The following is a 26,292-nucleotide window of genomic DNA, read 5'->3' on the forward strand; positions in this document are numbered from 1 at the left end:
TCAGGCCGCAGCGGCGCTCAGAGTTCGCCCTCGGCCGCCATGTCCCGAATTTCCGTGGCCCGATCGCGGATCTCCGTGAGTTCCTCGTCGCTTTTGTTGTCGACGTGGCTGTACATCAGCCCCATCCGGTGGTTCGACCGGAGCGTCTCCTCGTTGCGGTCGAGGAAGTCCCAGTACAGCGCATTGAACGGACAGGCTCCGTCACCGGTGGTCTTCGTCTTGTAATACGGACAGCCCGAACAGTAGTCGCTCATCTTGTCCACGTAATTCGCCGACGAGGCGTAGGGCTTGGTGGCGAACACGCCCGCGCCGTACAGTCCCATCTCGACGACGTTCGGCGTCGTCACCCAGTGGAAGGCGTCGACGTAGCCCGCGTGGAACCACCGGTTCAGCTGTGCCGGCTCGACGCCGTAAATAAGCCCGAAGTTGGCGAGAATCATCAGCCGCTCGATGTGGTGTGAGTACCCGCGCTCCCGGACCCCGTCGACCACGTCGGAGAGACAGGCCATGTCGGTGTCACCGTCCCAGTAGAAATCCGGCAGGGCCTCGCTCGCGCCGAGCTGGTTCGCCTCGCTCAGGTCGGGCATCTCTCGGCGGTAGACGTGCCGGAGGAACTCACGCCAGCCCAGCACCTGCCGGACGAACCCCTCGACGCTGTTGAGCGGCGCGTCGCCGTCCTCGTAGGCGGCGATAGCGCGCTCGATGACCTCCGCAGGGCCGAGGAGTCCCAGATTGAGCGACGTGGAAAGCAGGCTGTGGCTCATCGCCCACTCGTCCTCCAGCATCGCGTCCTGATACGGCCCGAACTCCGGCAGTCGGTTCGTGACGAAATGGTCCAGCGCGCGGACGGCCTGCCGACGAGTGACCGGCCAGCGGAACGGGTCTGGGTCAGCCCAGTCACCGCCGTAGGGCCGCTCGTCGTAGCTTCCCTCGAAGGTCGTTTCGACCCACTCGACGACGTTCCGGGTCACGTCGTCGGGCTCGAACTGCGGGGGGTCCGCTGGCGTCCACCCATCGGGCGGCGTCTCACGGTTCTGGTCGTCGTAGTTCCACTCGCCGCCGACGGGGTCGCCGTTCGCCATCAGGTAGCCCGTCTCACGGCGCATGAACCGATAGAAGTCCTCGTGACGGTAGCGACCGTCACTGCACCAGTCGTCGAACTGTGACGGTGAGCAGAGGAAGCGTTCGTCGGCGACAAACTCGACAGTTCCGCCGGCATCAGCGACCAGCGATTCGAGACGCGACTGTGCAGACTCAGTCTGTGGTCGGTGGGTGACGAGCGTGTCGTCAGGGGTGGCTTCGAAATGTGCTGCCAGTCCGTCCTCGAAGGTCGCTGCTCGCTGGTAGCGGACCGGTCGGCCGTCGTCGCGCAGTTCGTCGCGGAAATGCCGCATCGCGCTGAACAGCAGAATCAGCTTGTGTGGGTGGTACGGTAACTTGCGAGCGAACGACTCCGATTCTATCAGAAGCACCGGTTCGTCAGGTCGTCGAGCGACGGGACCGGACCGCCGGACAAGGTGGTCTCCGCGAAGCCAGACAGTCATCGACAAACAGACACTCCCATTAGTTCCACTACGGGCCTGTATCAGCATCAATCCCCGTCCGAACTGTGTTGGTATTCCGGGACAGCGGAGCGGTCAAAACCTCAATTATTGTTTCTTGACAAACGACAGAAACGACTCGCTTATACGTGCACAGTCATAAGTTTAAATGCATGACAGACGACCTCGACAGGCGGACGTTCATCCGCACGACGGCAGCCGTATCAGGCGCTGGACTCCTCGCTGGCTGTGGCGGGTCCGGCGGCGATGGCGGCAGTGGCGGCGATGGTGGCAGCGACGAAACGGAGGCCACCGACGCCGAGGAGATGGAAACCACTGATGCCGAGTCAATGGACACCGAGAGCAGCGGGGGAGTGGAAACCGCCGAAGCGCCGGGCGAGGTCGCGGACTACGTCGGCGACTCGTCGAACTTCGATGGCTCCATGGTCGTGATGACCGACCAGGACGAGGTCACAGTCGCTGTCGGGGCCGAGGGCAACGGCGGCGCGTTCGCCTTCGACCCGCCAGCGGTCAACGTCTCGACCGGAACGACGGTTGTCTGGGAGTGGACCGGCGAAGGAGCCGGCCACAACGTCAAATCCGAGGGCGACGGCCCGCTCGACTCGGGCTCGGCTGTCGCAGAGGAAGGGACCACCTACGAGTACACGTTCGAAGAAACCGGCACCTACCTCTACAACTGCGTCCCGCACAAGGCGCTCGGGATGGTCGGCGCAGTCGTCGTCGAATAACGGATCGCTGTCTGGCAGATTTTTATCGTGTTACCAGCGCGGAGCGGCTGGTGACGTACAGCGAGTACGCGATGACCGCGAAGCCGACCGCGGTGAGCGCGTTCTCGACTATCAGCGCGACGTCGGTCGGTAAGCCAAACAGCTGGTCTGCGACGCCGGCGAGCAACGAGCCGACAGTAATCGTCGCGAATCCGACGGCGAGATACGTGAGTCCGGTGGCCCTCGTTTTCACTGCTGCGCGAACAGCGAAGTAGGTGATAAGCCCACCGAGTAACACTGTCACAGTCTTGAATCCGATGACGATGAGTGGGATATCTGCGTTCATAGTTCCTCGCTGACACGAGACCACAGGAGGGCGAGCCGATCACTCGGCCGCTCCTCGGTCGGCAGAACGTCGACCTCGAACGCGCCGTCGGCGTCGATACCAACGAACACACCGTCACAATCCCGGACGTACGCCGTCGCGTGATGGCCGTCGGCACGCACCTCTGTTTCCTCGGCGACCAGTTCGGCCTCGCTCAATTGTTCGAGCTTCCGGTAGGTGCTTGTCTGGGGAAGATCACAGACCGAGGCGACCTCCTTGGCTGGCAACGGCTCGTCGAGCACCCTGAGTATGTCGCGACAGTCAGGGTCGGCGAGAGCGTCGAACAGCGCCTGTGTCTCGCTCGCGTCGTTGTGTGCCACGGAGGGGCCCTCTCAGGGAACGGGTGGAGGTGGTTCTGTGGACGGTTCGGTTTCGATATGACGGGGCAACGACGGGAATCCTGTGGGATACTTCGACCCGATGTCCTGCGGTACCCCGGTAGCAGTTTCCTGTCAGTGTCGGAAATATAAAACACCCTCAGATAAAGGGCGACCGTTTGTTTCCAGAATCTGGAAAGGGCACACTCCCTTTTCTATCATCGAATGACAACAGCTAGCTTGCTATGCAACGGCCCTCCACTCGCAGACAGTTTCTCGCAGGCACAGGGTTGACAGCGCTCGCCGTTACCGCTGGGTGCGTGTCCTCGGGAAGTAGTTCGAAACCAGCGGCCGAAACCGGAACAGCGACCGAAACTGCGACGCCAACCACGACGCCTGAACAGACGCCTGAACCGACGCCTGAACCGACGCCTGAATCGCTTGACGACTGGCTTGATGATGCCAACGGCTACGACGGCGAACCCCACAGGTACGGCCCCGAGTCCCGGCCGACAATCCTGGTTGGACAGGAGACGGATGGCGGACTAGCATTCAGCCCACCGGCCATAGAAGTCCCACCGGGGACGATAGTCCGCTGGGACTGGACTGGGCACGGCGGTCAGCAGAACGTAGTCGCCGTAGACGGTACCTTTGACAGCGGCCGAACAAACGCCCAGCCCGGGACGGGGTATCACTACTTCTTCGAGGAGACCGGCGAGTACCGCTACGTCTCCGAACCGCATCGCGACGATGGGATGAAGGGTGCGATTATCGTGAAAGAGCCACCGTCTTCAGGCAACACAGAGGTCGACGAGTGGCTCGTAGAATCCAGTAACTTCGACGGCACCATTATCGATCGGACCGGCACTGACACGGCAACTGTCACAACCGGCGCGGAAGGCAACGGCGGGGGGTTCGCGTTCGACCCCCCGGCGCTGAAGGTTTCGACTGAGACGACCGTCCGCTGGGAGTGGACCGGCGAGGGGGGTCCCCACAACATCGTCTCAAAGGGAGATGGGCCGCTCGATTCGGAACTCGTCGCCGAAGACGGAAGCGCTTATCAGCACACCTTCGAGGAAACCGGGACCTACCTGTACTCGTGTAAACCGCACCAAGGACTGGGGATGAGAGGCGCAATCATTGTCGAATAGTAATCGTCGTCGAACCGCGTCGGAACGGACATGTCGGTCGCCTACGGAATCTTGACGCTGTGTTTGAGCGTCCCGATACCTTCGATTTCGACTTCGACTTCGTCGCCGTCTTCCATCGGGCCGACGCCCTCCGGCGTCCCCGTGGCGATGACATCGCCGGGTTCCAGCGTCATGTATGACGTTATTTCGGCGATCAGTTCGGGGACGGAGAAGATGAGGTGGTCGCGAGAGGAGGACTGCTTCGTCTCGCCGTTGAGACGGAGTTCGATGCTGGCGTCTTCGGGGACGTGTTCTGGGGTGGCCACGAGTGGGCCGATGGGACAGGCGTTGTCGAAGGCCTTCCCGCGGACCCAGTTCTGTTCCTGGCGCTGGTCGTCGCGGTTCGAGATGTCGTTGACGCAGGTGTACCCTGCGACGACATCCATCGCGCCCGATTCGCTGACGTTCCGGCACTGCTCGCCGATGACAACGCCGAGTTCCGCCTCGTAGTCGATGCGCTCCTTCCCCGAGGGCATCGTGAGGTGCTTGCCGTGCGAGGCGACGGCGTTTGGCGCTTTGAGAAACAGCATCGGCCGGTCCGGGAGCTCCGAGTCCATCTCCTCGGCGTGGTCGGCGTAGTTGCGCCCGATGCAGACGACTTTCGTCGGCTCGCAGGGCGGCAGGATATCCACCTCGTCGGGGTCGTAGGACTCGTCGCCAAAGGCGATACGGCCGTACGGTCCGGCGGCGGCGGTGACGACGGGCTCACCGTCCTCGACGGTCCAGCGACCCCCCCGGACGTTCCCCGCGGTATCACGGAATCGAACGCGCTTCATGTCACCGTTCTCTCAGGGCCGACAGATAAGCGTTTAGGAGGGGGAAACCGGACTACAGCGGGCTGTTCGACGGCTGTCTACCCGTCCATCGTCACCTGCGGTGTCGCGGCGAGCAGAAGCGTGACCGAACGGCTTTTGAGACGGGACGGGCTACGCTGGGCCGATGAACGTCCTCGTCGTCGGTGCCGGCGCGATGGGCCGGTGGTTCGCCCGCACGGTCCGGACTCACGCCGACGCGTCCGTCGCCTTCACCGACCTCGACCAGTCGGCCGCTGAAGCCGCCGCTGACGCGGTCGGCGGCCGCGCTGTTGCCAGCGACGCGGCCGAGACTTTTGACGTGGTCTGTGTCGCCGTGCCGATGCCCGTCGCCGGGGCGGCCATCGACGAGTTCGCGCCGCTTGCCACGGGTGCAATCGTCGACGTGACCGGGAGCATGGCCGGCCCCGTCGCGGCGATGCAGGACGCGATGCCCGACGGCCAGCGACTCAGCCTTCACCCGCTTTTCGCCCCCGAGAACGCGCCCGGCAACGTCGCCGTCGTCGCCGACGCACCGGGGCCAGAGACCGAGGCCGTCGTCGACGCCCTCGCCGCGGCCGGGAACAACTGCTTCGAGACGACGGCGGCGGAACACGACGAAGCCATGGAGACGGTCCAGGCCAGCGCCCATGCAGCGGTGCTCGCGTTTGCGATGGCCGCCGCCGACGTGCCGGACCGGTTCCAGACGCCGATTTCGGCTGGTCTGTTCGACCTCGTCGAGCAGGTCACCGGCGGCGACCCGCGGGTGTACGCTGACATCCAAGACGCCTTCGACGGCGCGGACGCCGTGGCCGACGCGGCCAGGGAACTCGCCGATGCCGACGCTGACACTTTCGAACGGCTGTACGAGCGACTCTCATGAACCAGGACACACGAAAGCAGATACGCGACAACGCCCAGTACCTCCGGAACGTCCGGCCACTGGACCCCGAGGAGCTACACGAGTACGTCGAGGGCCAGCCCCACCCCGCCGTCGTGAGGCAGGTGCTCCGGGAGGAGGCGTTCGACCTCGGACTCGTCGAGCGCGAGGACGGGACCTTCGTCCCGGCACCTGAGGAACGGCTCTCGGTGACTTTCGACGGCGTCGACCGGTTCCCCGACCGCTACGAACAGCAGGTCATCGACCTGCTGACGGAGTGGGGCGGGCTGGAGTGGCACAGCGGCGACAGCGGCGACCAGCTCCGCGAGCGCATCCGCGACATCAAGGAGCGGTACCTCCGCGGGCAGGCCGTCGAGTACGACGAACTGACGGCGCTTGGCTACGCCGTCTACCACCTCCCGGACTACTACGCCGTGGCGAAGTACGTCCTCGCGGACCTCGCCGCCGACGGCCTGCTCCCGTCACAGCTTCGAGTGCTGGACGTGGGGGCCGGCGTCGGCGGCCCGGCGCTGGCCCTGCGGGACCTGCTCCCCGACGACGCCCTGCTCGACTATCACGCGGTCGAACCCAGCGCCGCTGCGGACGTGCTGGAACACCTTCTAGAGGACAGCAGCGGGAACGTCCGCTGGGAGATTCACCGGGAGACGGCGGAGGCGTTCGACCCGGCGTCGCCGTTCGAGGGCGACGGCAGTGATGGGACCGGAGACGGGAACGGCGACGCCGGCTACGACCTCGTCATCTTCGGGAACGTCCTCAGCGAACTCGACGACGCGGCGGCGACGCTCTACCGGTACGTCGAGGCGATCGCCGACGACGGGACGTTGCTGGCGCTGGCTCCGGCCGACCGCAACACGGCGATACAGCTCCGAACCGTCGAACGGGAGGTGGCCGACGGCGGCCCAGCAACGGTGTACGGGCCGACGGTGCGGCTCTGGCCCCACCAGTCCCCCGACAGCGAGTCGTGGTCGTTCGACCGCAAGCCGGACATCGCGGTTCCGACGATGCAAAAACGGCTCGACGACGCCGGTGGCGGCACGGGCGAGTTCGTCAACACGGACGTGCAGTTCGCCTACAGCGTCCTGCGAACCGACGGGAAGCGAACGCACGACGTGACGCCGGACCGCGGCATCCACGCACCGATGGCCGACGCCGAGAACTACGTCACCGACCGGGTGAACTTTCTGGGCGTGAAGCTCAGCCACGACCTCGCCGAGCGGGAGGGCGCAAACCCGCTGTACTTGCTCGGAGACGGGAGCCAGCAGGTCGACCACTTCGCCGTCCTCACAGAGGCGTCGATACTGAACGAAGACCTCCGGAAAGCCGACTACGGCGACCTGCTGTCCTTCGAGAACGCGCTGGTCCTGTGGAACGACGACGAGGAGGCGTACAACGTCGTCGTCGACGGCGAGACGGTTGTCGACCGAGCGCGCTAGCGGTGGGCTTTTCTCGCAGACGGCCCCACGGAACGTATGGACGAGCCGACGATTCTGCTGACGAACGACGACGGAATCGAGAGCGCCGGCCTCCGGGCGGTGTACGACGGTCTCTCGACAGTCGGCGACGTGACCGCTGTCGCCCCGGCGGAAGACCAGAGCGCGGTCGGGCGGGCTATTTCCCACGAAGTGACCGTCCACGAGCACGAACTCGGCTACGCCGTCGAAGGGACGCCCTCAGACTGCGTCGTGGCGGGACTGGAAGCGCTCGTCACCGACGCTGACCTCGTCGTCGCGGGCTGTAACCGCGGGGCGAACCTCGGTGCGTACGTTCTCGGCCGCTCGGGGACCGTCAGCGCCGCCGTCGAGGCTACCTTCTTCGACGTGCCGGCGATGGCCGTCTCTATGTACATCCCGGTCCGCGAGGACGCTGCGTTCGCCGATATCGAAGCTAACGGCGACAGCTACCGCGAGGCAGCGAAAGCGACGACCTACCTCGCCGACCACGCCGTCGATGCCGGCGTGTTCGAACAGTGCGACTACCTGAACATCAACGCCCCCGTCGCCGAGTGGGGCGACGCACAGATGACGGTCACACGACCGTCTCACCTCTACGAGATGGACGCTGTGCAGGATGGCGACGCCGTGACCCTCCACGACCGCATCTGGGAGCACATGGCCGAGGGCGACATCCCCGACCCCGAGGGGACGGACCGCCGCGCCGTCGTCGACGGAAAAGTCAGTGTCTCGCCGCTGACTGCGCCACACACGACGGAACATCACGAGGCGCTCGACGCTATCGCGGAGACCTACGAGCCGGGCGACGAGGCGGCCGACTGAGCGGACGATGCGGTTCCGTAACGCAATCCTCTTCGTCGCGCTCGCAGTCGCCTGGGGCAGCGCATTCACCGCTATCAAAGCCGGGCTGGAGTACTTCCCACCGATCCTGTTTGCTGCGTTCCGGTACGACCTCGCCGGGGTGTTGATGCTCGGCTACGCGGTGTACGCTACCGACCAGTGGGTCCCGAAGGGCCGCTCCGACTGGATCGTCATAGGGATCGGCGGCACACTCATGATTGCGGCGTATCACATCTTCCTGTTCGTCGGCGAGCAGGGGACCACGAGCGCCGCCGCCGCTATCGTCGTCAGCCTCTCGCCGATTCTCACGACCGGGTTCGCGCGGGCGTTCCTGCCGGACGAACGGCTCACGACGCTGGGCATCGTCGGCCTGCTCGTCGGATTCGTCGGTGTCGGCGTCCTCAGCAACCCCGACCCGGGAAACCTCCTCAACCCCCGGACTGTCTCGCTGGTTCTGGTGTTCCTCGCGGCCACGGCCTTCGCTCTCGGAAGCGTGCTGACCCGTCGGGTCGACGACGATCTGGAGATAGAGACGATGGAAGCGTGGTCGATGCTGCTCGGTGCGGTGCTTATGCACGGTGTCAGCCTCGGGGCCGCTGAATCGATAGCCGATGTTCAGTGGACTGGTGAAGCCGTGCTGGCCCTGCTGTATCTGGTCGTCGTCGCCAGCGCGCTGGGCTTTCTCATCTACTTCGACCTGCTGGAGCGGCTGGGACCTATCGAGATCAATCTCGTCTCTTACGCTGCGCCGGTCGTCGCCGCCGCCACCGGACTGCTGTTCCTTGGCGAGACCCCGACGGTCTACACTGGTGTCGGGTTCGGCTGTATTCTCATCGGATTCGGCCTGCTGAAGCGGGACGCGCTGCGAAACGAGGTCGCGCGGTTCGGCGGGACGCCGAGGCGGGGGGACTGAAGTCAGTCGCCGCCGGCCGTCGTGTCACGGATGAACGCGACGACGTCGTCCCCGTCGGCGTCGAGCCCGCCGCCCTGCGCGACGGTCGGCCGGCCGCCGCCACCGCCGCCGAACTCCGCGGTCACGCGGTCGACCACCTCGCCGGCGTCGACGTCGCCGGTCGTCGCGACGCCCAGGTACTGGCCGTCGTCGTCCACCAGCGCGGCCACGTCGACGGCGTCGCCGACGGCACCTTCCGCCCGGTCGGCCAGCCCGTTCGCGTCGAGTCCCGCGACGGTGCCGACGAGCCACCGCCGTCCGTCCGCCTCGACGGCGTCGTCCCGCAGGTCGGCGATGCGGGCGTCGACGAGTCGTTCCCGGAGCGTCGCCACGGTATCCCGGAGGTCGTCGCGCTCTGACTGCAGGGCCGCCACGGCGTCCGGCAGTTCGGCGACGTTCGTATCCAGTGCCCGTGCGGCCCGTCTGGACTGCTCGTGTTCGGTCGCGCGCTGGCGAATCGCCCGCGGGCCGACGGCGAACTCGACGCGGGTCAACCCCTCGCCGGGGTTGGACCGGCCGAGCACCGTCACCGGTCCGATCTCCCGCGTGTTCCCGACGTGTGTCCCGCCACAGGCCGCCACGTCCCAGTCCTCGATGGTGACGACCCGGACCGTCTCGCCCTGGATACCTTCCTCGGTCTTCGTGTTGAACGCGATGTCCTCGCGGCCCAGCGCCTCCTCGCGCGGGATTTGCTCCCAGGTCACGTCGTAGGACTCCCAGACGGCGCGGTTGGTCAGCCGTTCGAGTTCCGCGAGCGTCGAGTCGTCGATTTCGGTCGTCGTCTCGAAGTCCACCCGCACCTTCCCGCTGACAGCTGGCCCGAAGTCGTCGTCACCGGCATCGTCTGGGACCGTCGCGCTGATGTCGAAGCCGCCGTAGCCGAGGTCCGCCAGCACCCGGCGGCCAGCGCCGTAGAGGACGTGACTGGCCGTGTGGGCGCGCATGCAGTAGGTCCGAAACGCCGCGTCGACGACGCCTTCGACCGACTCGCCCGGCTCGAAAGACGGCGGTTCGGCCAGTTCGTGGACGATGTCCCCGTCCCGGTGTTGCACGTCGACAACCTCGACACCACCGAGCGTCCCCCGGTCCGCCGGCTGGCCACCGCCTTCGGCGTAAAAGTACGTCTCCGTTAGCACGACGGCGGTCGAATCGATACGGTCGACGGTCGACGTAAACGTCGTCACAGTGGGCTCGGCTGCGGCTGTTCCCGTCATCGGAGGTGGCTACGTTGGCGTGCACAAAAACGTCTGGGCGTGCCCTGGACGGGCAGGCATCTGGGACCACCCAATCGACAGGAGCGCAGTGTTCATGCGCACCGAGTCGATTCGGCTGTAGAGTGACCGACGCCGGTTGCACCGTTATCGACGGCATAATCCGCTGTGTGGCACTGTCCCCGTTCCCGATACAGAGCTCCTAATTAAGTACCGACAGTGACGCGTACCGTTCATGCTCGGGACCGGGGTCCAGTCGATAGTGCTCTTGCTGGTGGTGGTCTGGCTGTTTGCAGTCGGACTGGTTCTGGCGCTTCTGTATGCGTCCGGCAAGCAGGATCGGGAGCAGGTCCGGGCGTAACAGGGGTGGCTGTATAGGCTGGACGGTCTGTTAGCGGCGTCTGACGCTCGGCTGACGCCCATCCGAATCGACCCTATGTCTTGCGATTTTCACTTTCACCGTGGATTGACTGATGATATGAGTCTTGGTGTCCTGTCTGGCAATATGATGGAGCGATTACGCCGGGTCGTAGGGGCTCGAAAGCAGTCACATCTGGAGTGTCGACGCTGTGGAACGACCCTCGAAACGGACGCGACGACCTGCCCGGTCTGTGACTCCAGTGCTATCGCGCGGTACGATCTGTAGCCGTCGGCGCTCAGTTAGTCCGTCGTCACCTCCGCACTCACAGTCCCCGGCCGGGCCTGTTGCTCCTGAACGTCAAATTGGGCGACGAGAGAGAGTAGTCGATCTGCACTGTCCGACAGCGACTCAGCGCTGGTCGCGATTTCCTGAATCGTCGCGGTCTGCTCCTCCGTCGCCGCCGACACTTCCTGTGCCTGGTCGGCTGTCCGGTCGCTGATCGATGTTACCTCGTCCAGCATCGTGACGACCTTCTGTCCGGAATCAGCCTGCTGGTCGGTGGCCTGACTGATCGACTGGATCGCGCTGCTGGCCTCCTCGACCTCGGTGACAATCCGGTTCAGTACGGTGGCTGTCTCGTCGATTGTCTCACGCGTTTCCTCGACCTCTGACTGCGTGTCATAGATATCGTCGGCGACACTTTCGGTCGAGTTCTCGATGCCCTCAATGAGCGTTTCGACTTCCTGAGTTGCGTCGGCGGTCTCACCGGCAAGCGATTTGATTTCGGATGCGACAACAGCAAATCCTTCACCCGCTTCGCCGGCACGCGCAGCCTCAATTGACGCATTGAGGGCGAGCATGTTCGTCTGTTCCGCGATGTCGTTTATCAGGTTCACGACCTCTTCGATTCGCTCGACAGCGTTCTGGAGGTTTGCCACCTCTGAGACAGTTTCGTCAGTCCGGGCTTCAAGCGTAGCCATCTTGTCGACGGCTGTTTCGGCCGCTTTTTCGCCTTCCTGACCCAGTTCTGCGGCCTGCTGTGACTGGGTAGCGACTTCTTCTGATGAGGAGGCGATCTCTTCAATCGTCGCCGATAAGTCGCTCATCTCGCTGCTCGCTTCGTTGATTTTCTCGCTCTGTGTTTCTGTTCCGGCCGAAATCTCTTCAGTGCTCTCCGCGACTTCTGCGCTGGCGGACCGGATATCCGAGGCACCACCCGTGACTTCTGTGCTTTCCGTATCAACCTGCTGTGCAAACGATTGAATCTCGGCAATGACGGTCTGGAGTTCGTCCATCATCGAATTAAACCCCGACCCGATTCTTGCCATCGCATCGTTCTGGCTGTCCGCATCTACCCGGACAGTAAGGTCCCCGGCGGCTGCTCGTTCCATCGCCTGACCGTATGACGTGGCAGTTGATTCAAGCTCCGTGGTCAGCTGCTCGAGCTCCGCCTCGCGTTCCTCAATTTCTGCGCGCGCCTCCTCAGATTCGCGCTGTGCGTCTTTCGCCTGCTTGCGCTGTTCCTCCGCTTTCTGTTTCGCTTTCTCTGCTTCCTGTCGTTTCGTCTCTGCCTCGTCGACCAGTTCCTGCATCTCTGTGACCAGCGAGAGAGTCGCTGTGCCCCCGATTGCGAAGACAGCAACTGTTGCTGTCATCAACGGCCCTGTTGCCAGATTGAACACCTCCTCGTAGATGCCGGCCTTCTCCAGCATAAGGCTGAATGTCCAGACAGCACCAAGCGTGGATGCGAAGCTGAACGTCAGCCAGAAGGCCGATTCAGCCTCCGTGTCTCGATAATTGAGCCAGCCGAGCGCCGTCGCAGCAATAAACCCCAGCGCGCCCAGCCCATCAAAGATAGGTGCAATTCCGACCATCGTTATCCCTCAGTCTTGATCCGGTTTTCCCGACGAAGATAGGCGGCCAGGAAGAAGGTAAGTCCGGCAACACCGATTCCGACGCCGTGCTCAACGAAATTTAGGACGTCACCGAGAACGACCGCTTCAAGATTCGTTGCGACCATGCCAACCACAAGGAGGACATACCCGGCAGTGAACCACCGAGTTTCCTCCCGGTATTGTGAGAGAACGGGTACTAAGCCGATTACTGCAACGAGCAGACCTACAACTTCCAGTGTTCCGAATGGGCCAATGCCAGCCATACCCGGTCAAGCCATTGGATTTAAAAAAGGTTCTCGCCCGAGGCATCAAAATCGATAATAACCGCGCGCTCAGCGTTATATATCCACAATTAGTCACACATAATAACAGTACACAATAACGAGTTCTACACAGGCAAAGAACGGGTTACAGCTTCACTATCCGAAGCGATCTGAAACCATTCCAGTGAGCGGGGAGTGGCAATGCCGGATTAAAAAGGAGGCGGTGTTCTGCGGTTACTGATCGACGTCCATCCACATATCAGATGTTATTTTCGCGTCCGAGTTGTCTGGGTGCGTCATCGTGAGCTGGTCTCCGCCCTCAACTGCGATCAGGTCGACAGTGTTGCTCTCCGTGTGATTCCGCGTCGGGTATGTAAACGGTCGTGACCGCGTCGGCAGGTCGCTGATCGACGGGCACTCCGGCGGCGCAACGACATCGTCAGCGAACCCATCGGTGTGAATCTGTGACTGTGGTTTGTCTCGACCACGTCTATCAAGCCATGCAGAGCATCGCTCCCCAACTGAAATGGTCTCAATGGCTGAGCGCACGCGGTACCTGACCCGGTCCAGAAGCGAGGGCGACGGCACGTCGCCGTCATCCGTGTTGCCCCGGGCACCCCGTGGCTCATCCATGGGTATGAGACTCATGGTCATAGCTAGGGAACCACGGTACAAAACCGTTGTGTCGATCCGGGTTAGAGCTCGATTCGTTCGACGATCTGGTTGCCGTCCTCTCGGGTGTTGAGCGCTACGATGCGGACGTGTTCCTCCAGACCGGAGTCTTTCAGTTTGGCTTTCAGCAGATTATCGACCTGATAGACGCCGGCCGCGTTGTTCATCGCGATTTCAACGAGGACAGGGTAGTCATCGCCCGTGGTCAGCGTCACCGTCTCGATGGCCTGGCTGGAGACGGTGTCGATGCCGCGGCCGCCGCGCTTGTACGGAATCCGCGACCGGCCACGCTCCATGTCCAGCGCGTCAGCGACCCGAACAACGCCGGCTTCCAGCGTCAGCGGGTTTTCTTCGGTGTGGTGGCAGAGAATCGCATGGAGGACCTCACCTTTTATCTGTACCGCCTGACGGATGTCGTAGAACTCCGGGAGGATGTCATCAAGGATGTCGGCCGCAAGCGGAATCGAATAATACGGATGTGAGTCGCGGTGGACGACGTGTCCGATGTCATGCAGCGTCGTTGCGAATGCGATGATGACGGCCTCGTCTGCCTCGTCGAGGCCGTGGTCCGCCGCGCCGTTGAACTCGACGCCCCCCTGCTTGAGGAGGTCGTACAGGCACAGCGCTCGATTTCGGACAATGCCGATGTGTTTCGCGCCGTGGTCGTTGTACCGCTTGCGCGCGACGGGATTGATGTTCTGGGCCTCGAGATACGCTTGAATCTCCTCGTCAGTCGTGATCGTGTCGAGAACCGCGTTCAGTCGTCCGTCCGGGAACGCATGGTCCGCTTCGGGGTCGTAGATACGGCCGCCGGTATCGTCTCTGTCGACGCTCATACGACTACCCAGACGGCCCACCGCGAAAAATCCCCCACCGCTCAGGTGGCGGCGTCGATAACTTCGTCGTAGTCCGGTTCGACACCAGGGTCGTCGCTGACCCAGGCGTACGTGACTTCCTGGTTCTCGTCGATAACGAAGACCGCTCGCTTGGCGACGTTCGGAACGCCGAGTGCCTCGAAGTCCATCGAGATGTCGTAGGCGTCGACTATCTCCCGCCCGGAGTCACTCACGAGGTCGAATTCGAGTCCCAGTTCGTCACGGAACGCGTTCTGTGAGAACGGCGTGTCGATGCTGACGCCGTACAGCGTCGCTCCCGCATCGGTGAGTTCATCCAGTCGGTCCTGGAACGTGTTCATTTCGTGGCTGCAGACGCTGGTGAACGCCCCCGGGAAGAACGCGAGGACGACAGGGCCGTCCGCGACCGCCTCGGACAGTGTTATCTCGTCGATATCGCCATTTGCTATCGGTGCCGTGAAATCGGGCGCAGCGTCGCCGACTGATACCATAGTGGCGACCTGGGTCGTGGCAGGTAAAACCCTTTCCGACCCGGGCGAGTACAGCGGCTGTCAGAACTGTGCGAACTTCGCCGTGACCTCGTCGATCCACTCCGGGAGCTCGCGGTCCGCGAGTGTCCCGTCTGCGTCCCGGGTCGTGACGACATCCGCAATCTCGCCCTCGCGCGTGATATCGAGCCGCCACACCCCATCGGCCTCAATGTCGACCCGAACGACGTCCTCCCCGACGGGTTTGATCGGTCGAATCGTTACCTCCTGTCCGCTCCTGACTTCCATCGTGTGGCTATCAGCCGGCATCTGGTATCTCTGAGCGCCCGACAGTAGTTATATCCCCGGGCGGCGGAGTCCGCTGCTCACGGTGTGGTCTCGCTGTTGAGTTCCCAGCCCATCGAGATGGAACAGTCGGAAACCTGGTGCCTCGTGGCGCTCCGTCCGATCCACAACCCCCTGACGTCGGGCCTCGTCGGCAGTCCCCGGCGAGGCCACTGCCACAGGCTGCTCAAGTCTGTCTCAGTTGTGTTCTCGTTTTGTTGCCAAGAGGCCGATACAGCGCCCCAACACAGTCCCGACAGCGGTGAATCACCCAGCAGGCCATCCTGAGCAAAAAGGTTATAATAGCAACCACGTAACCTTCGGACACAATGTTAGGGACATCCGGAGTACTGTTCCCGGGAATGCCCGGGACGACGGAGATGATGGTCATCCTCCTCATCGCCGTCCTGCTGTTCGGGGCGAACAAGATTCCAAAACTGGCGCGGTCGACCGGCGAAGCCATGGGCGAGTTCCAGAAGGGGCGAGAAGAAGTCGAACAGGAACTCGAAGAGATGCGTGAGGGCGGCGCTGCAGAAGGGACCGACGCGTCCACTGTGGACTCGACCGAGTCGACCGAGACGGCGACGGAAACCGAGACGTAATCTCGACCACTTCTCCGTTTTCAGCGGGCGCTAGTGATAACGAAAGGATTTTTCGCCGGTCAATCAACCACTCGGTAGGGCGTGTGGCCTAGTGGACCAGGGCGAGGGGTTCCTAACCCCTAGAACGCGGGTTCGAATCCCGCCACGCCCGCTTCAGCACAGCATACTCCAGAACCGCTTGCGGGCGAGGGGATGCTTATAAATCGTGTCGCTCCACGTATGGGTGAACACGACTTTTCGCGGGTTGGCCACGGCGCTGTCATGCGGTCTCCCAGAACCGTCGCGACTGAACCACAAAAATCTGGGGAAGGTGACTGTCGAGATCGCGCCCGAGAACTCGGTGTCCTTTCGCTACTGATTCCGTTCGTGTTCGAGTAGTGCCTCCAGCCGCTTCACCACTTCTTTCTCGCTGATTGTTTCGTCGTCGCGGTCGACGGCTTTCCCGACCAGTTTCGCCGTTGCTACGTCAACGAGGCTGACGGTGATGTCCGGGTTGTCTATCGGCTTGAGGTGGACGCGCACACCGATGCTTAGTTCGTCACGCACGAGTGCGCCTTCCTGTTCGATGCGACGGATCGCTTCTTGGATGGCCACCTCGTACTCGGGCATGTCCGCGTTCGGCTTCCACTCGTTGTATTCGTCGCGGGTGTAGCGTGGTTGGTCTTTGTCTCGATTCGACTCGTTCTGCTCCGGTTCTATTCCACTCATTTTCGAAGCGTAGTGTGTTGACTCTCTTTGATAATAAGGACTAACGCAGAAGTATTATTAGGGACTCTAAGCCACTTTACGCCTTCCTGAAGTGGAATAGGGAGGTAACAAATAAGTGGTGTTTGGTTGATGTCTATCCCATGAACGTCGAAGACCGCTACCGCTACCTCATCGACGAAGACCGTATCGAACTGAAGCCGAGTTGTGAACCGGCGAAGAAGATCGATTCGCTGGCCGAACGTTGGATGGCCATCAAAGCAGAGTACCCTACCGAAGTGGTCCGGTCGCCGTTGAACGACTTGACTGATGGGTTGGACTCCGAGGAAATCAAGGGTTGCACCGCGAGACATGGACGGTTTCGGTTCCGCGAGTCCCAGCACTTCGCCAACCTATGGCTCAACGGTGAACAAGAGTACGGGGAGCGACGCTACGGGCTGGTCGTACTCAGGCCTGATGGAGATGACTACGATGTGGTGGACGACGCGGTCGTGCCGGTCGGTGAGGTTCACACGGTAGCTTCGGCGCTGTACGGATGGACGGAGCGGGGCGATGGTGAGCGGGAGCTAGCCCTACCGTGGCAGCGTACTCCGTGGCTTCAGGGGTGTCGAAGAAAACGGCGTGTGAGGTAAGCAGTCTCACGATGTCGGGGTCGTAGGGTGGGTGGCACGACCCAATATTCTGTAGTCGGTAGTCCCGTATAACGGCCGGTTCTGGAGGCAGCCCGAGCAGCTTCGGTTTTCGCGCCAAAACTCACAAGCCCGAGTGACGTAAAAGGCGGCAATATTTACTTGTAAATGATGGTACTAGATAACATCATCGACCTTCGAAACGTCTCCCTCGACGAGGCGGTGCTGTCCACCGTTTTCACGGTGGCTGCGCTGGCTCAGTTCGGGGCCGCAACGATCAGCCTCTCCTTGTTCGCTGACATCAGCATGGGTGAGGTACTCTTCAGTCTCGCGGGTGGTAGTATTACCCTCGCAACCGTGCTTGGTACAGGTGTCTTCGCGTACAACGTCGGCACCTCTAATTTCACGTTGAGCGACCTCCAGCGCCTCCCCACGGTTGAGCAATTCATTCTTGTCTCGGGTGTTGGACTCATGGTCCTGACCCCGTTCGTGGGTGAAGTGAATGCGTTCGTAACTGGCGCTGATTGGCAGACAGCGGTGTCGCTCGTTGATGCGACCGCCGCGTACGGCATCGTCGCGAAGTACAACTAACCAAGGTGAATAAAATATGAATCGAAACACATTATTGAAAGCCCTCAGCGTGGTGATGGCGATTCTTGTCGTCACCACCGTTGGCGTGCCGTTCGTCGGGTACGAAAACGACCCGATTGAGCAGCACAGCCCGGTCGGTGAAGCCGACGCAATCGCGGTCACGACCGCCGTCGCTATCGGTGTCGTGGGTGCTGCCGTCGGCGGCGCCGCTGTCGGTGGCTACATACTCGGGTCTGAAGAGCGGAACTCGTCCGCGTATAGCGACTCAGAGTTCCGGCGCTTGATCGCGCAAGACGCCTACTCAATGCAGCAGGAGCAGGAGAACTACATCACAGACTCGCAGAACGCGCTCGAACTCAGTCGGGCGAACGCGCTGCGGGAGGCTCGGTTGACGTACCTCCAAGAGCGTGCCAACGGGGCAACACACAGCGAGGCTACGACAGCCGCTAAGAACCGTGTAGACGGACTCTACGCCGCGCAGCAGAAGCAACTCCTCAAGAAGTACGAGACACAGATCGTCTCCGGTGGCGGCATCGAAGCGATGGAGACCGAGACAGACAACCTCGGTCGTGAAGGTGATGTGCGGTACTACCGCTCCGATACCAGCAGTTCGTACAATGACATCACATTCGGGAACGCGACGATGACCCTCGCAAACGGGACAAATGTCACTTACAGTACCTATGAGGGCGTTGAAATCGACCCCGATACGACCACAATGGACGAAGGCGTCCGAGTGGAGGTCCTCGATCCGGATACGTCGTCGTACGTAACTGCGCTGGACAATGGCCAATATGTCAATGTGATGACCAGCATCAGCACGCAGCGCGATAGCGTGCAATCGACGCTTGGAAGCGCGAGTTCAGGCTACCTCGCTGACCTCGATGTCGCGCTGTCCAACAACTCGTACAACGCGACTGACCTGATCAGCGCCTACGATCCGGTCCCGGTCAACGAGACCACGAGCGACCCGCAGGACTACTATAACCGTGTCCTCGGCGTGAACATGGACGGTCCCGGTGCTGACACGACCGTTGTCATCGAGTGGACTGATTCCAACAACAACACGCAGACCGCTCAAGGGCAGTTGTACACGTCGTGGACGCCGAACACCACGGACGGTTCCGGTAACGCCACGTGGCAGTCCGGTGAGACGTACAACGGCTCTAGCGGACTGACGTACTTCGTAACCGACACGGGTGAACTCCACCGTATCGACGGTGAATTCACCATCAGCACGCTCCAGCAGACCGACGGAACCGAAGTGCAGTCCGTCGGACACGAGTCCGTTCAGGTCAACACCAGCGATACGAGCGACCTGAAGGCTGAAATGGACCGCCTGAACGAGCGGATTGATCAGTTGCAGGAGCAGCGTCAGGGTTCGGGCATTATCCCCGGCTTCGGTGGCTTCGACCTTGGTGGCAACGGTAGTATCGTCATTATTCTCGCGCTTGCAGGGGCAGCGGTGCTCCTGCTTGGCGGTGGGGGTGGCGGTGTCGTTGCTAGTCGCCGGTTCCTCGACTAACCAATCACGTGTAGCGGCACGTCACGCCGCTGAACCGCCCCTTGGACGGGTTTGGCCGGGTTCGATTCCCGGCGGCGGCTTGCGGTATGCGACCAGAACGAATAGCACAGCAGCTAACCGAATGCCCGGATTGCGACCATTGCCTGCCGTACGTCCCGACAGGGACTCGGCGGGTGGTCTGCGACTCGTGCGGGTACTGCTTCTACATTTACGGTGAACATGATGAATAGTATTTCAACTACCTACGGCGCTTTCGTTGCTGTCTTACTCGTGGTGAGTGTCCTGACATCGACGGCTGGTGTTGGCGTCGTCGCGGCATCGGTGACGACCGACCCGGGGGACCATTACTACCAGCAACAGGAGTCCCCGGACGGAAACACGACCGAGACACCAACCTCAACGCCTACATCAGAAGGGGGTGACTCGGCCAATTCAGACGACTCGAACACTACCAACGATCCCAGTAACTGGTCGAAGGCCCGTATCCTGTCGATTGTGGACGATCAAATCAGCCGCCATAGCACGATTGACGTGGACTCAATGGAGACGTGGTATCTCGACAACCAAGACCAGTTTAGCGACGTGGAGCAACGGTACGTTGAAGCGTGGATAGACTGGTATGAGACCGGCGAGAAGCCCGGTGAGGGCCTTCATCCATCACTCATCACAGAGGCAGAGAACGAGTTGCAGAACGCCTCACAGAACTCTCAGAACGCCTACGGATTGATTGATGGGAGTAACATCACGGCCAGCGATCTCGACCGCGAAGGTACACGCATCACATCCGACGTGGAGGTTGTTGCGTGGAGTTTCGACGAGAGCGACAATGCGTGGACGGGCATCATCCGTGTCAGCGGTGGGACCACGGAGAGCGTCCAGTACGTTGACTTCGGCAGCATGGCGTCAACAGGCCGTTACACGGCTCAATCCGTTGAACTGGAGCCGGGTACGCACACGATTCGACTCCCGGCAGGTGAGTTCGAAGGCATCCAACTCATCACTCTCGCTTCGGGGGATACTGGTGTCGTCCTTCGAGAGATCGAGCCACCGTTCCTGAGCGATATGCGTTCCGAGTACCTGTGGATTGTGCTCGTCAGCGGGTCGGCTGGGATGGCGTTGTTCGCGCTACAATGGTTCCTCGGTCGGGAGCAGATTTTCCAGCGATTCCGACCGGCAGCCGCTCTTATTGCCGGTCAAGTTGAGCGCGAGAGCCTGCTAAACCGGTTCACCGACAGTCAGAAAGAACCGGAGGAGTACGACGACGGTCTGAGGGGCTTGTTCCAAAGGTACGCAAACATCCGTAGTGTCGTCGTGAACGCGGTCAAACTTGGGGCCATCCTGTACCTCGTGGACATGGTTGGGTTGATTGCGTTGCCGTTGCCCGATATTGGCGACCAAGCGAAACTCGTGATTGGGTCTATCCTGTTCGCCATGATCTTCTTCGGTCCGGCGCTGCTGAAGCCGATTCTTCGAGCGGCGTACAACCCTTCACTCGAAAAAATCCAAGTGCTGGACGAGACCGGCAGGAAGGTGGCCGGGTATTGGGCACGCAAGGGGACGTTCTCCGAGGACTACCAGTACGACCGCTACCCACCCACTCGGGACACGGAAACAGGCGACACGGCGTATCTCGTTCAGTCTATCAACCGTGGTGAACAACGTGTCGAAGCGGCGTTCGACTGGCAGGTCGAGACTGTCGAAGACATCGAGGGAATCGAACGTGAGCAAGTCGAGTACATCAACGGCCAACTCATCGGCATCGACCAGATTCTGGCCGACCGGAAGAAGGCCGCGATGGTGATCAAGGATATGCTCACGGAGGCGAAGAACGGCAAGCAGTTGCGGTCTGCCTTCCCGTTCGTCAGAGCACGGACAGCACTCGACGAAGCCAAGAACATCGCTATTGGACTGAATCGTGCGGTGTCCGGTGATTCCGTCGAAGCCATCCTCGACGATATGATTGACTCCTACGAATCCAAGGAGGACGAACTGGAAGACCAGTTCGCTCGTGAAACCGATCTCGACGGCGACCTTGACGATTACGCGGGCGAACTTACGCGAGGCAACCGTGGGGGTGACGCCGAAGAATCCGCAGACAACGCGGGTGATTCCGATGAGTGACAATAGCGACGGGCTAAATGAAGCGTTCCTACGCGAAAAGCTGGAGCGCGACCGTGAGAACAACGAGGCGGCCCCGCACCCAATTCTCGGAGAGATAGACGATCCAGTTGCCCGGTCAGCCGTTGCGAAAATCATCACTGCTTACGATGAAGGGATTGCGGACGACTACCGTGACTTCGAAGAAACACCACTCTACCGTCTCATCAAGAGTCACGGCTCCGGGATGGCCATGGCTCGTGACGTGGAGGAGGGCAACCTGAGCCGGATTTCGTACCGGAAGGGCGCTCCGTCCAGCAGCGTCGAGACGTACGGTATGGATGCGCTCATGAGCGAGATGATGCAGCCTGCGCACTCGATGCTGGTCATCGGGGCGAAGGGGAGTGGGAAGACCGATTTCGTGGAGCGCGTTATCAGCGAATTGTACGGGAATGGCCTTGATGTCTGGCAGAACGTCCCAGTGAACCACTCCGACAGCGAGTTCGGCGAAACACTCTCCAGCCTGCTTGAATTCGCCAAACAGCCCGGTGACCGCGTGGCTGTTGTAGACGAGTTCTCGACGAAGGGGACCGGCTACGCCGGAAGCGGGGCCATCGACGTAGAACAGGCCCTGCAGAAGACAATCAACGCCTTCAGGAAGAACCCGGACGGAAGCACTCGGACGATCTGGATTGGCCACCGTGGTCACGCCGACGTTCACCCGATTGTGCGTGAGAACGTGCAGTTGGTAGTGAAGAAAGCGGGGAAAGGGTCGAAAAAGAAGCGGGCCATCGTGTACCGGTCAGACGAACGAAACAGCGCGTGGGAGCAGTACGAGGACGACAACAAGTGGTTCGTGTTGAAGGACATCCCGCAGTCGCCGCGTCGATGGCGGGCTGACACCGACTACTTCGCTAACTTTGTCTGGGACCTTGACGACCCCGCGAAGCAGATTCAACGCGGCCAACTCATTGACGGCTGGGAGGCGTTCCAAGAGGACGCAGACGGCTCTGAGAACGATTCTTCACCAATCCACGACCGATGTCAGGGTGAGAAGGAGAACGGGAACAGGTGCGGTATCACGGACCCGTCACGGCTCGGCCCGAATGGGTATTGTCAGTATCATCGTGACCAGCACGATCCTGACGGCGGTGAGTAGGGGGTCGCGTACGCACGTGCGGGCGCTCAGCCGCGATTGGAAGGGGGGTGTGGGGGTGTGGGTACTAGTCCTCTATAGGTGGCCGAACATCACGGCCTCTGACATCGACTTCCTCACCATTGTCAAGCTCAACCGTGTAGAGTGTCGAGTCCACGTCACGGCCCGTCGCTTGCCCTGCATCATCCTCAAAGACCGACTGGATGACACCGTGTTGGCCGTGTAGGTGGTGATCCGGGTCCGTTTCGTCTGGGATGTCGATCCTAATGCAGTCGCCGGTGTCGAAACTGGTCATAGTTCACGATGGAACCAGTGCAATTATACGTATTTCGTCGAAGAGTGACACATGCCTATCCGTCAACGTCGTCCACCAACGGACGACTTCGTGGAGGAGTTCCAGTCTACTGTCATCCCTTCTGCGATACCCAACGAGATGTTCATTGACTACGAGCGTATCGAAGACAAACTGGACGCTAACCGGAACCGCATTCGGTCGGTTCAATCATGGAGCGGGTTGTCACGTGCTGAATTCGAGACCGAGATTACGGGCACACTCATGGATACGAACGAGACCCGTGAGTGGATTGACTTCCTGTTTGAACTCGTTGGTGAGACCGGGATACGGTACTCTTCGGCAGAAGGGACGTGGAAGTTCCACTCGTACAAGAAGGATATTGACTCCGGGAACCGTGACGCTGCGGCAGAACTCGCCGAACTACTCTGCGACATCGACCTTCAGCAGATCGTTGACGACACTGACAGGATCGAATCACACTATCGTGGGCTACTGGTAGGATTGGAACCGAACAAACGCAAGAACCGACAAGGAACCGGATTTGAGGCACTAGTCGAAGAACGTCTGAATACTGTAGTCGGTGAACTTGAGGACGACGGGTTCGATGTCTCGTATAAGAAGGAGTACGTGACCGCGTACAAAGACGACACCGGACAGGAAAAGAAGGTAGACTATGCACTGTTCGAGGACGGCGAGCTTCGCCTGACTGTGGAAGCGAACGCATACAAGAGCAGGGGGTCGAAACCGTCTGAAATCCGTCGGTCCTACAACCACGTAGGTGGGAGGATGTACAACGATGGTGTCGCCTTTACATGGGTGACGGATGGACAAGCATGGGACGGGCCGCTGTCGAACGTTTTGCGACAGAGCTACGACGATCTGACCGACATCTACAATCTCCACATGATGGACGACGAGTGGATGGATGATGTGCTGAGATTCTTTCACACGGGCGAGGTATAGGGTACGATGAGTCGCACGGTCAATATCGAGGTGTACTGCGACGTTGGTCATAGTGATGAACCTGAAGTGTTCGGGGTGGCCAGCGAGCACCGTGCAGACTTACCTAAACCGTTCGACGCGCCACTTCAGGAATGGGTGCGGGAGAACTTCAGCGGGATAGAGAAGGGTGACTCGATCCCGGAAGCAGGCGTGATGGAGTACGAACCGGACGGTGAAATTATTGAGTTCCGGAAAACAGCTAACAGTCAGTAGTTGCCGAGCTTCATCTGGCCCGAGGAATCTCGCTTCTCTTCTGGGACGTTCGTGACGATGATTTCGTCCACTTCGTCCCTGTTGTCTGCATCGCTGTTAATCGAGCGTGTCGCGCCCTCAACAGCCACGTCGAACCCCTCCCCGTCGTAGAAATCGTACATGACACCGCTGTTGCTCAGAACGACGTAGACACCCATCTCATCCAATTCTTTAGCCGTGTCCAGTAGTCGTTCTTGGTCCTCTTTTCCGAACCCATCTGCGGAATACTCAGCAAAGTTAGCGGTCGGACTCATCGGCTGGTACGGCGGGTCAAAATACACGAGGTCGCGTTCCTCTGCGGCGTTCAGAACGTACTCAAAATCGTCGTTGTGTATTTCAGTGTCATTGAGGACCGTGCTGGCCGCCCGTATCTGCTCACTCCTGACCCAATCCGGGTCCGCGTACCGTCCGATGGGAACGTTGAACTCGCCGCTACTGTTCTCCCGGTAGAGGCCGTTGAAGCACGTCCGGTTAAGATAGAGGAGGAGCGCCGCTTCTTCCAGTTCACCGTGCTCACGGTCTCTCGGGCGACGGTTGAACAACTCCCGGTGTTGGTAGTAGTAATTCTTCTCGTCGGCGTGGTCCTTTCCGGAGTCGGGGTCGGATTCCGGGTCCTCAAACGCCCGCAGTAAGTCGATTAGGTCTTCCGGGTGGTCTCGAACCTGCTCGTAAAAATTGACTAGTCGGGGGTTTGTGTCGTTGATAGTGCCGTCTACCGGTTCAAGGTCGAAGAACACCGCCCCGCCACCAAAGAAGGGTTCGTGGTAGTGTTGATACTCGGTCGGGAAGCGTGAGTAGAGTTCATCGAGTAATTGACGCTTGCCTCCTGCCCACTTGAGGACCGGGTTGACCATGTTATGATTGAATCGCTCCTAATGGGTTATAGTCCTTCACACTCGGTGTTTGAGAGCAGCCTGAGCAGCCCCGGACATATCCACTTACGGGAAACATCCCTACCTAAGAGTGCATCATGCCCCGACCGCACTCGAACGGTACTGGAGCTGACCCGAGTGTATAGCTGGAAGCCGCCACCAAGCAAGCGGCCCCAATAGAAGCCGTCCATCATGTTTTGGTCGTTGGTTGCGGTCTCTTTCCGGGGGTCATTCCCCCGATTGTGGTCTACTCGTTCAGAAGTTCTGACTCTACGATGCGTTCCAAGCGTTCAACCCGATCCTCTAATGTGTCCTCCGACTCCCAGCGGAGATAGTCCAGATGCTCTTCTGCGTCGTCGGTGGCCGCCATAATCTTGACTGGTTGGAGTGGGCCATCATTCTGCTGTTGGCCGACTTCGATTAATCCGGCTTCCTTCAGTCGTTTCCGGCTTCTGGATAGTTGGCTTCGATGCTGAATCACCGTCAAGTATTCCATTACTTCCGTGCTCGTCATGCCACGGGAAGCGTTGTGAAATTGCGGGTTCTCTTCTATCAATACAGTCAGAAGTTCACACTCATGCGGACGGAGTTCAACCCCGTTCCATTCTCTTGTATCAGTCATCAATCACGAGTAAGAACCGAGTCTTAAAGCACCTGCTCCGGAACAAACCCCGGAACACACAACCGTGCAGTTACCGGGACGAACTGTCACGTCTATACTATAGATTCAGCCCCGTATAGCGGTTACATCATAACAGCAGAGAATACAGCAGAAAGAATCAGCAGAAGAAGACTCCTCAGTAAGCTAAAAAGAAAAAACTGGAACCCCGGTGTCCCGATTAGAGGTATCCCGGGTCAAACACTGGCCCACCACGAGGCTGCCAGATACATGTCTCGATATCATCGATCTCGGTCATACAATCCGTACACCCAATCCTCCATGTGAGGGTCATGATGTCCGTATCAATCCGGTCTGTGCCAGTCAATCCAATCACGACTGGTGACCCGCACTCCGGGCACCGGTCTGTGTCTGGTAGGGTATCAGCGTCGAAATCCCGAAGGAAGTCAATCAAGTCCAGCATCGCCGTGGTGTGCTGGACTCCGCGAATCTCGTCGGGGAGGTCAAGGGATTGGATGGTTTCGGTTACTTTGTCGTGCTCTTCGTCTGTTACTTCGGTCTCGAATTTTGGTTCGTAGTGCATTGTTAGTATAGTCGGTGTTTTGCGCGTCGTGTCTCGGTCTCAGTGTGCAGTTCAGCGTCGCAACCCCGGCAGTAGACAGTCACGTTGATAGTGGTCGTGTCGATGCCGTGGTAGGTCTCTTCAACCGCGTAGGTTCCGGTCGACTCAGGACAGTCTGGACAGGTCATCGGCCATCACCTGCGCAGACCCCGGTTTCGCGG

The 26,292-nt window shown here is 60.6% G+C and carries 33 protein-coding genes and 1 tRNA gene; 17 read left to right on the forward strand and 17 right to left on the reverse strand.

Going from position 1 to position 26,292, the window contains the following annotated elements; all coding sequences use genetic code 11:
* Positions 1–17 precede the first annotated feature (17 nt).
* Positions 18–1,544: a cryptochrome/photolyase family protein gene (locus DVK00_RS07860; RefSeq protein ID WP_121577550.1), complete on the reverse strand. Its 1,527-nt coding sequence runs from the start codon at positions 1,542–1,544 to the stop codon at positions 18–20.
* A gap of 170 nt (positions 1,545–1,714) precedes the next feature.
* Here DVK00_RS07860 and DVK00_RS07865 point away from each other — a divergent pair, with 170 nt between their 5' ends.
* Positions 1,715–2,290, forward strand: a complete 576-nt coding sequence (locus DVK00_RS07865; RefSeq protein WP_101349759.1) for a halocyanin domain-containing protein — start codon at positions 1,715–1,717, stop codon at positions 2,288–2,290.
* Between the two features lie 22 nt (positions 2,291–2,312).
* Here the strand turns inward: DVK00_RS07865 and DVK00_RS07870 are convergent, their stop codons facing one another.
* Positions 2,313–2,615, reverse strand: coding sequence for a hypothetical protein (locus DVK00_RS07870; protein WP_101349758.1), 303 nt, complete (start codon positions 2,613–2,615; stop codon positions 2,313–2,315).
* Positions 2,612–2,974 carry a helix-turn-helix domain-containing protein gene (locus DVK00_RS07875; RefSeq protein ID WP_101349757.1) on the reverse strand — a complete coding sequence of 121 codons (363 nt, stop codon included), beginning with the start codon at positions 2,972–2,974 and terminating at the stop codon, positions 2,612–2,614. The genes DVK00_RS07870 and DVK00_RS07875 overlap by 4 nt, the downstream gene beginning before the upstream one ends.
* A gap of 317 nt (positions 2,975–3,291) precedes the next feature.
* On the opposite strand from DVK00_RS07875, the gene DVK00_RS07880 reads away from it, so the two are divergent.
* Positions 3,292–4,122: a halocyanin domain-containing protein gene (locus DVK00_RS07880; protein ID WP_101349756.1), complete on the forward strand. Its 831-nt coding sequence runs from the start codon at positions 3,292–3,294 to the stop codon at positions 4,120–4,122.
* Positions 4,123–4,163: 41 nt separating this feature from the next.
* On the opposite strand, the gene DVK00_RS07885 is transcribed toward DVK00_RS07880, so the two are convergent.
* Positions 4,164–4,937: a fumarylacetoacetate hydrolase family protein gene (locus DVK00_RS07885; protein ID WP_101349755.1), complete on the reverse strand. Its 774-nt coding sequence runs from the start codon at positions 4,935–4,937 to the stop codon at positions 4,164–4,166.
* Positions 4,938–5,100: 163 nt separating this feature from the next.
* Between DVK00_RS07885 and DVK00_RS07890 the strand changes: the two genes are divergently transcribed.
* Genes DVK00_RS07890 through DVK00_RS07905 form a run of 4 tightly spaced genes read left to right on the forward strand, consistent with a single transcriptional unit; the run spans position 5,101 to position 9,057 of the window.
* Positions 5,101–5,835 carry a prephenate dehydrogenase/arogenate dehydrogenase family protein gene (locus DVK00_RS07890; protein WP_121536785.1) on the forward strand — a complete coding sequence of 245 codons (735 nt, stop codon included), beginning with the start codon at positions 5,101–5,103 and terminating at the stop codon, positions 5,833–5,835.
* On the forward strand, positions 5,832–7,286 hold the full coding sequence (locus DVK00_RS07895) for a small ribosomal subunit Rsm22 family protein (protein ID WP_121577551.1): 1,455 nt from the start codon (positions 5,832–5,834) through the stop codon (positions 7,284–7,286). Before DVK00_RS07890 ends, DVK00_RS07895 begins: the two co-directional genes overlap by 4 nt.
* Before the next feature lie 36 nt (positions 7,287–7,322).
* On the forward strand, positions 7,323–8,126 hold the full coding sequence (gene surE / locus DVK00_RS07900; RefSeq protein WP_101349752.1) for a 5'/3'-nucleotidase SurE: 804 nt from the start codon (positions 7,323–7,325) through the stop codon (positions 8,124–8,126).
* 7 nt (positions 8,127–8,133) lie between these two features.
* The gene (locus DVK00_RS07905) at positions 8,134–9,057 is read left to right on the forward strand and encodes a DMT family transporter (RefSeq protein WP_101349751.1); all 924 of its coding nucleotides are present in this window, start codon (positions 8,134–8,136) and stop codon (positions 9,055–9,057) included.
* Positions 9,058–9,059: 2 nt separating this feature from the next.
* On the opposite strand, the gene DVK00_RS07910 is transcribed toward DVK00_RS07905, so the two are convergent.
* The gene (locus tag DVK00_RS07910; protein WP_121577552.1) at positions 9,060–10,310 is read right to left on the reverse strand and encodes a DHHA1 domain-containing protein; all 1,251 of its coding nucleotides are present in this window, start codon (positions 10,308–10,310) and stop codon (positions 9,060–9,062) included.
* A gap of 232 nt (positions 10,311–10,542) precedes the next feature.
* Between DVK00_RS07910 and DVK00_RS22230 the strand changes: the two genes are divergently transcribed.
* On the forward strand, positions 10,543–10,668 hold the full coding sequence (locus tag DVK00_RS22230; protein WP_255410216.1) for a hypothetical protein: 126 nt from the start codon (positions 10,543–10,545) through the stop codon (positions 10,666–10,668).
* A 117-nt stretch (positions 10,669–10,785) separates the two neighbouring features.
* Complete coding sequence (locus DVK00_RS21665; protein ID WP_199722451.1) at positions 10,786–10,953, forward strand: hypothetical protein; 168 nt, start codon at positions 10,786–10,788, stop codon at positions 10,951–10,953.
* Positions 10,954–10,967: 14 nt separating this feature from the next.
* Here DVK00_RS21665 and DVK00_RS07915 read toward each other — a convergent pair whose 3' ends face one another.
* The 6 genes from DVK00_RS07915 to DVK00_RS07940 all read right to left on the reverse strand — a co-directional run bounded on the left by DVK00_RS07915 (position 10,968) and on the right by DVK00_RS07940 (position 15,149).
* Complete coding sequence (locus DVK00_RS07915) at positions 10,968–12,542, reverse strand: methyl-accepting chemotaxis protein (RefSeq protein ID WP_121536777.1); 1,575 nt, start codon at positions 12,540–12,542, stop codon at positions 10,968–10,970.
* A gap of 2 nt (positions 12,543–12,544) precedes the next feature.
* A complete protein-coding gene (locus tag DVK00_RS07920; protein WP_101349748.1) occupies positions 12,545–12,826 on the reverse strand; it encodes a hypothetical protein in 282 nt (93 codons plus the stop codon).
* 234 nt (positions 12,827–13,060) lie between these two features.
* Positions 13,061–13,459, reverse strand: a complete 399-nt coding sequence (locus DVK00_RS07925) for a hypothetical protein (protein ID WP_121577773.1) — start codon at positions 13,457–13,459, stop codon at positions 13,061–13,063.
* A 62-nt stretch (positions 13,460–13,521) separates the two neighbouring features.
* On the reverse strand, positions 13,522–14,334 hold the full coding sequence (locus DVK00_RS07930) for an HD domain-containing protein (protein WP_101349747.1): 813 nt from the start codon (positions 14,332–14,334) through the stop codon (positions 13,522–13,524).
* A gap of 41 nt (positions 14,335–14,375) precedes the next feature.
* On the reverse strand, positions 14,376–14,843 hold the full coding sequence (locus DVK00_RS07935; RefSeq protein ID WP_101349746.1) for a peroxiredoxin: 468 nt from the start codon (positions 14,841–14,843) through the stop codon (positions 14,376–14,378).
* Positions 14,844–14,903: 60 nt separating this feature from the next.
* The gene (locus tag DVK00_RS07940) at positions 14,904–15,149 is read right to left on the reverse strand and encodes a hypothetical protein (protein WP_101349745.1); all 246 of its coding nucleotides are present in this window, start codon (positions 15,147–15,149) and stop codon (positions 14,904–14,906) included.
* A gap of 377 nt (positions 15,150–15,526) precedes the next feature.
* Here DVK00_RS07940 and DVK00_RS07945 point away from each other — a divergent pair, with 377 nt between their 5' ends.
* Positions 15,527–15,766, forward strand: coding sequence for a twin-arginine translocase TatA/TatE family subunit (locus DVK00_RS07945; protein WP_053968390.1), 240 nt, complete (start codon positions 15,527–15,529; stop codon positions 15,764–15,766).
* Between the two features lie 77 nt (positions 15,767–15,843).
* Positions 15,844–15,917: transfer RNA gene (locus DVK00_RS07950), tRNA-Arg, on the forward strand.
* 200 nt (positions 15,918–16,117) lie between these two features.
* Here DVK00_RS07950 and DVK00_RS07955 read toward each other — a convergent pair.
* Positions 16,118–16,474, reverse strand: a complete 357-nt coding sequence (locus tag DVK00_RS07955; RefSeq protein ID WP_121577553.1) for a hypothetical protein — start codon at positions 16,472–16,474, stop codon at positions 16,118–16,120.
* 140 nt (positions 16,475–16,614) lie between these two features.
* Here DVK00_RS07955 and DVK00_RS07960 point away from each other — a divergent pair, with 140 nt between their 5' ends.
* The 5 genes from DVK00_RS07960 (at position 16,615) to DVK00_RS07980 (ending at position 22,472) form a co-directional block, all read left to right on the forward strand.
* On the forward strand, positions 16,615–17,103 hold the full coding sequence (locus DVK00_RS07960; RefSeq protein WP_121577554.1) for a hypothetical protein: 489 nt from the start codon (positions 16,615–16,617) through the stop codon (positions 17,101–17,103).
* A 168-nt stretch (positions 17,104–17,271) separates the two neighbouring features.
* Positions 17,272–17,691 (forward strand): hypothetical protein, encoded by a 420-nt coding sequence (locus DVK00_RS07965; RefSeq protein WP_147435878.1) that lies wholly within the window; start codon positions 17,272–17,274, stop codon positions 17,689–17,691.
* A 16-nt stretch (positions 17,692–17,707) separates the two neighbouring features.
* Entirely contained in the window at positions 17,708–19,216 is a 1,509-nt protein-coding gene (locus DVK00_RS07970) for a hypothetical protein (protein WP_147435879.1), read from the forward strand.
* 222 nt (positions 19,217–19,438) lie between these two features.
* Entirely contained in the window at positions 19,439–21,337 is a 1,899-nt protein-coding gene (locus DVK00_RS07975) for a hypothetical protein (protein WP_147435161.1), read from the forward strand.
* Positions 21,330–22,472, forward strand: coding sequence for a hypothetical protein (locus DVK00_RS07980; RefSeq protein ID WP_121536761.1), 1,143 nt, complete (start codon positions 21,330–21,332; stop codon positions 22,470–22,472). The genes DVK00_RS07975 and DVK00_RS07980 overlap by 8 nt, the downstream gene beginning before the upstream one ends.
* A gap of 64 nt (positions 22,473–22,536) precedes the next feature.
* Here the strand turns inward: DVK00_RS07980 and DVK00_RS07985 are convergent, their stop codons facing one another.
* Complete coding sequence (locus tag DVK00_RS07985; protein WP_121536759.1) at positions 22,537–22,764, reverse strand: hypothetical protein; 228 nt, start codon at positions 22,762–22,764, stop codon at positions 22,537–22,539.
* 90 nt (positions 22,765–22,854) lie between these two features.
* On the opposite strand from DVK00_RS07985, the gene DVK00_RS07990 reads away from it, so the two are divergent.
* The gene (locus DVK00_RS07990) at positions 22,855–23,727 is read left to right on the forward strand and encodes a type II restriction endonuclease (protein ID WP_233560775.1); all 873 of its coding nucleotides are present in this window, start codon (positions 22,855–22,857) and stop codon (positions 23,725–23,727) included.
* A 6-nt stretch (positions 23,728–23,733) separates the two neighbouring features.
* The gene (locus tag DVK00_RS07995) at positions 23,734–23,979 is read left to right on the forward strand and encodes a hypothetical protein (protein WP_121536755.1); all 246 of its coding nucleotides are present in this window, start codon (positions 23,734–23,736) and stop codon (positions 23,977–23,979) included.
* Here DVK00_RS07995 and DVK00_RS08000 read toward each other — a convergent pair.
* The 4 genes from DVK00_RS08000 to DVK00_RS21340 form a co-directional block, all read right to left on the reverse strand.
* Positions 23,973–24,872 (reverse strand): Dam family site-specific DNA-(adenine-N6)-methyltransferase, encoded by a 900-nt coding sequence (locus DVK00_RS08000; protein WP_121536753.1) that lies wholly within the window; start codon positions 24,870–24,872, stop codon positions 23,973–23,975. The genes DVK00_RS07995 and DVK00_RS08000 overlap by 7 nt on opposite strands.
* 265 nt (positions 24,873–25,137) lie before the next feature.
* Entirely contained in the window at positions 25,138–25,512 is a 375-nt protein-coding gene (locus DVK00_RS08005; protein WP_121536751.1) for a hypothetical protein, read from the reverse strand.
* Positions 25,513–25,729: 217 nt separating this feature from the next.
* Positions 25,730–26,092 (reverse strand): hypothetical protein, encoded by a 363-nt coding sequence (locus DVK00_RS08010; protein WP_121536749.1) that lies wholly within the window; start codon positions 26,090–26,092, stop codon positions 25,730–25,732.
* A gap of 2 nt (positions 26,093–26,094) precedes the next feature.
* Positions 26,095–26,259, reverse strand: coding sequence for a hypothetical protein (locus tag DVK00_RS21340; RefSeq protein ID WP_158598764.1), 165 nt, complete (start codon positions 26,257–26,259; stop codon positions 26,095–26,097).
* Between the last annotated feature and the right edge of the window lie 33 nt (positions 26,260–26,292).

Origin of the sequence: Haloarcula sp. Atlit-47R, assembly GCF_003665985.1 — an archaeon.
GTDB classification, from domain to species: domain Archaea; phylum Halobacteriota; class Halobacteria; order Halobacteriales; family Haloarculaceae; genus Haloarcula; species Haloarcula taiwanensis.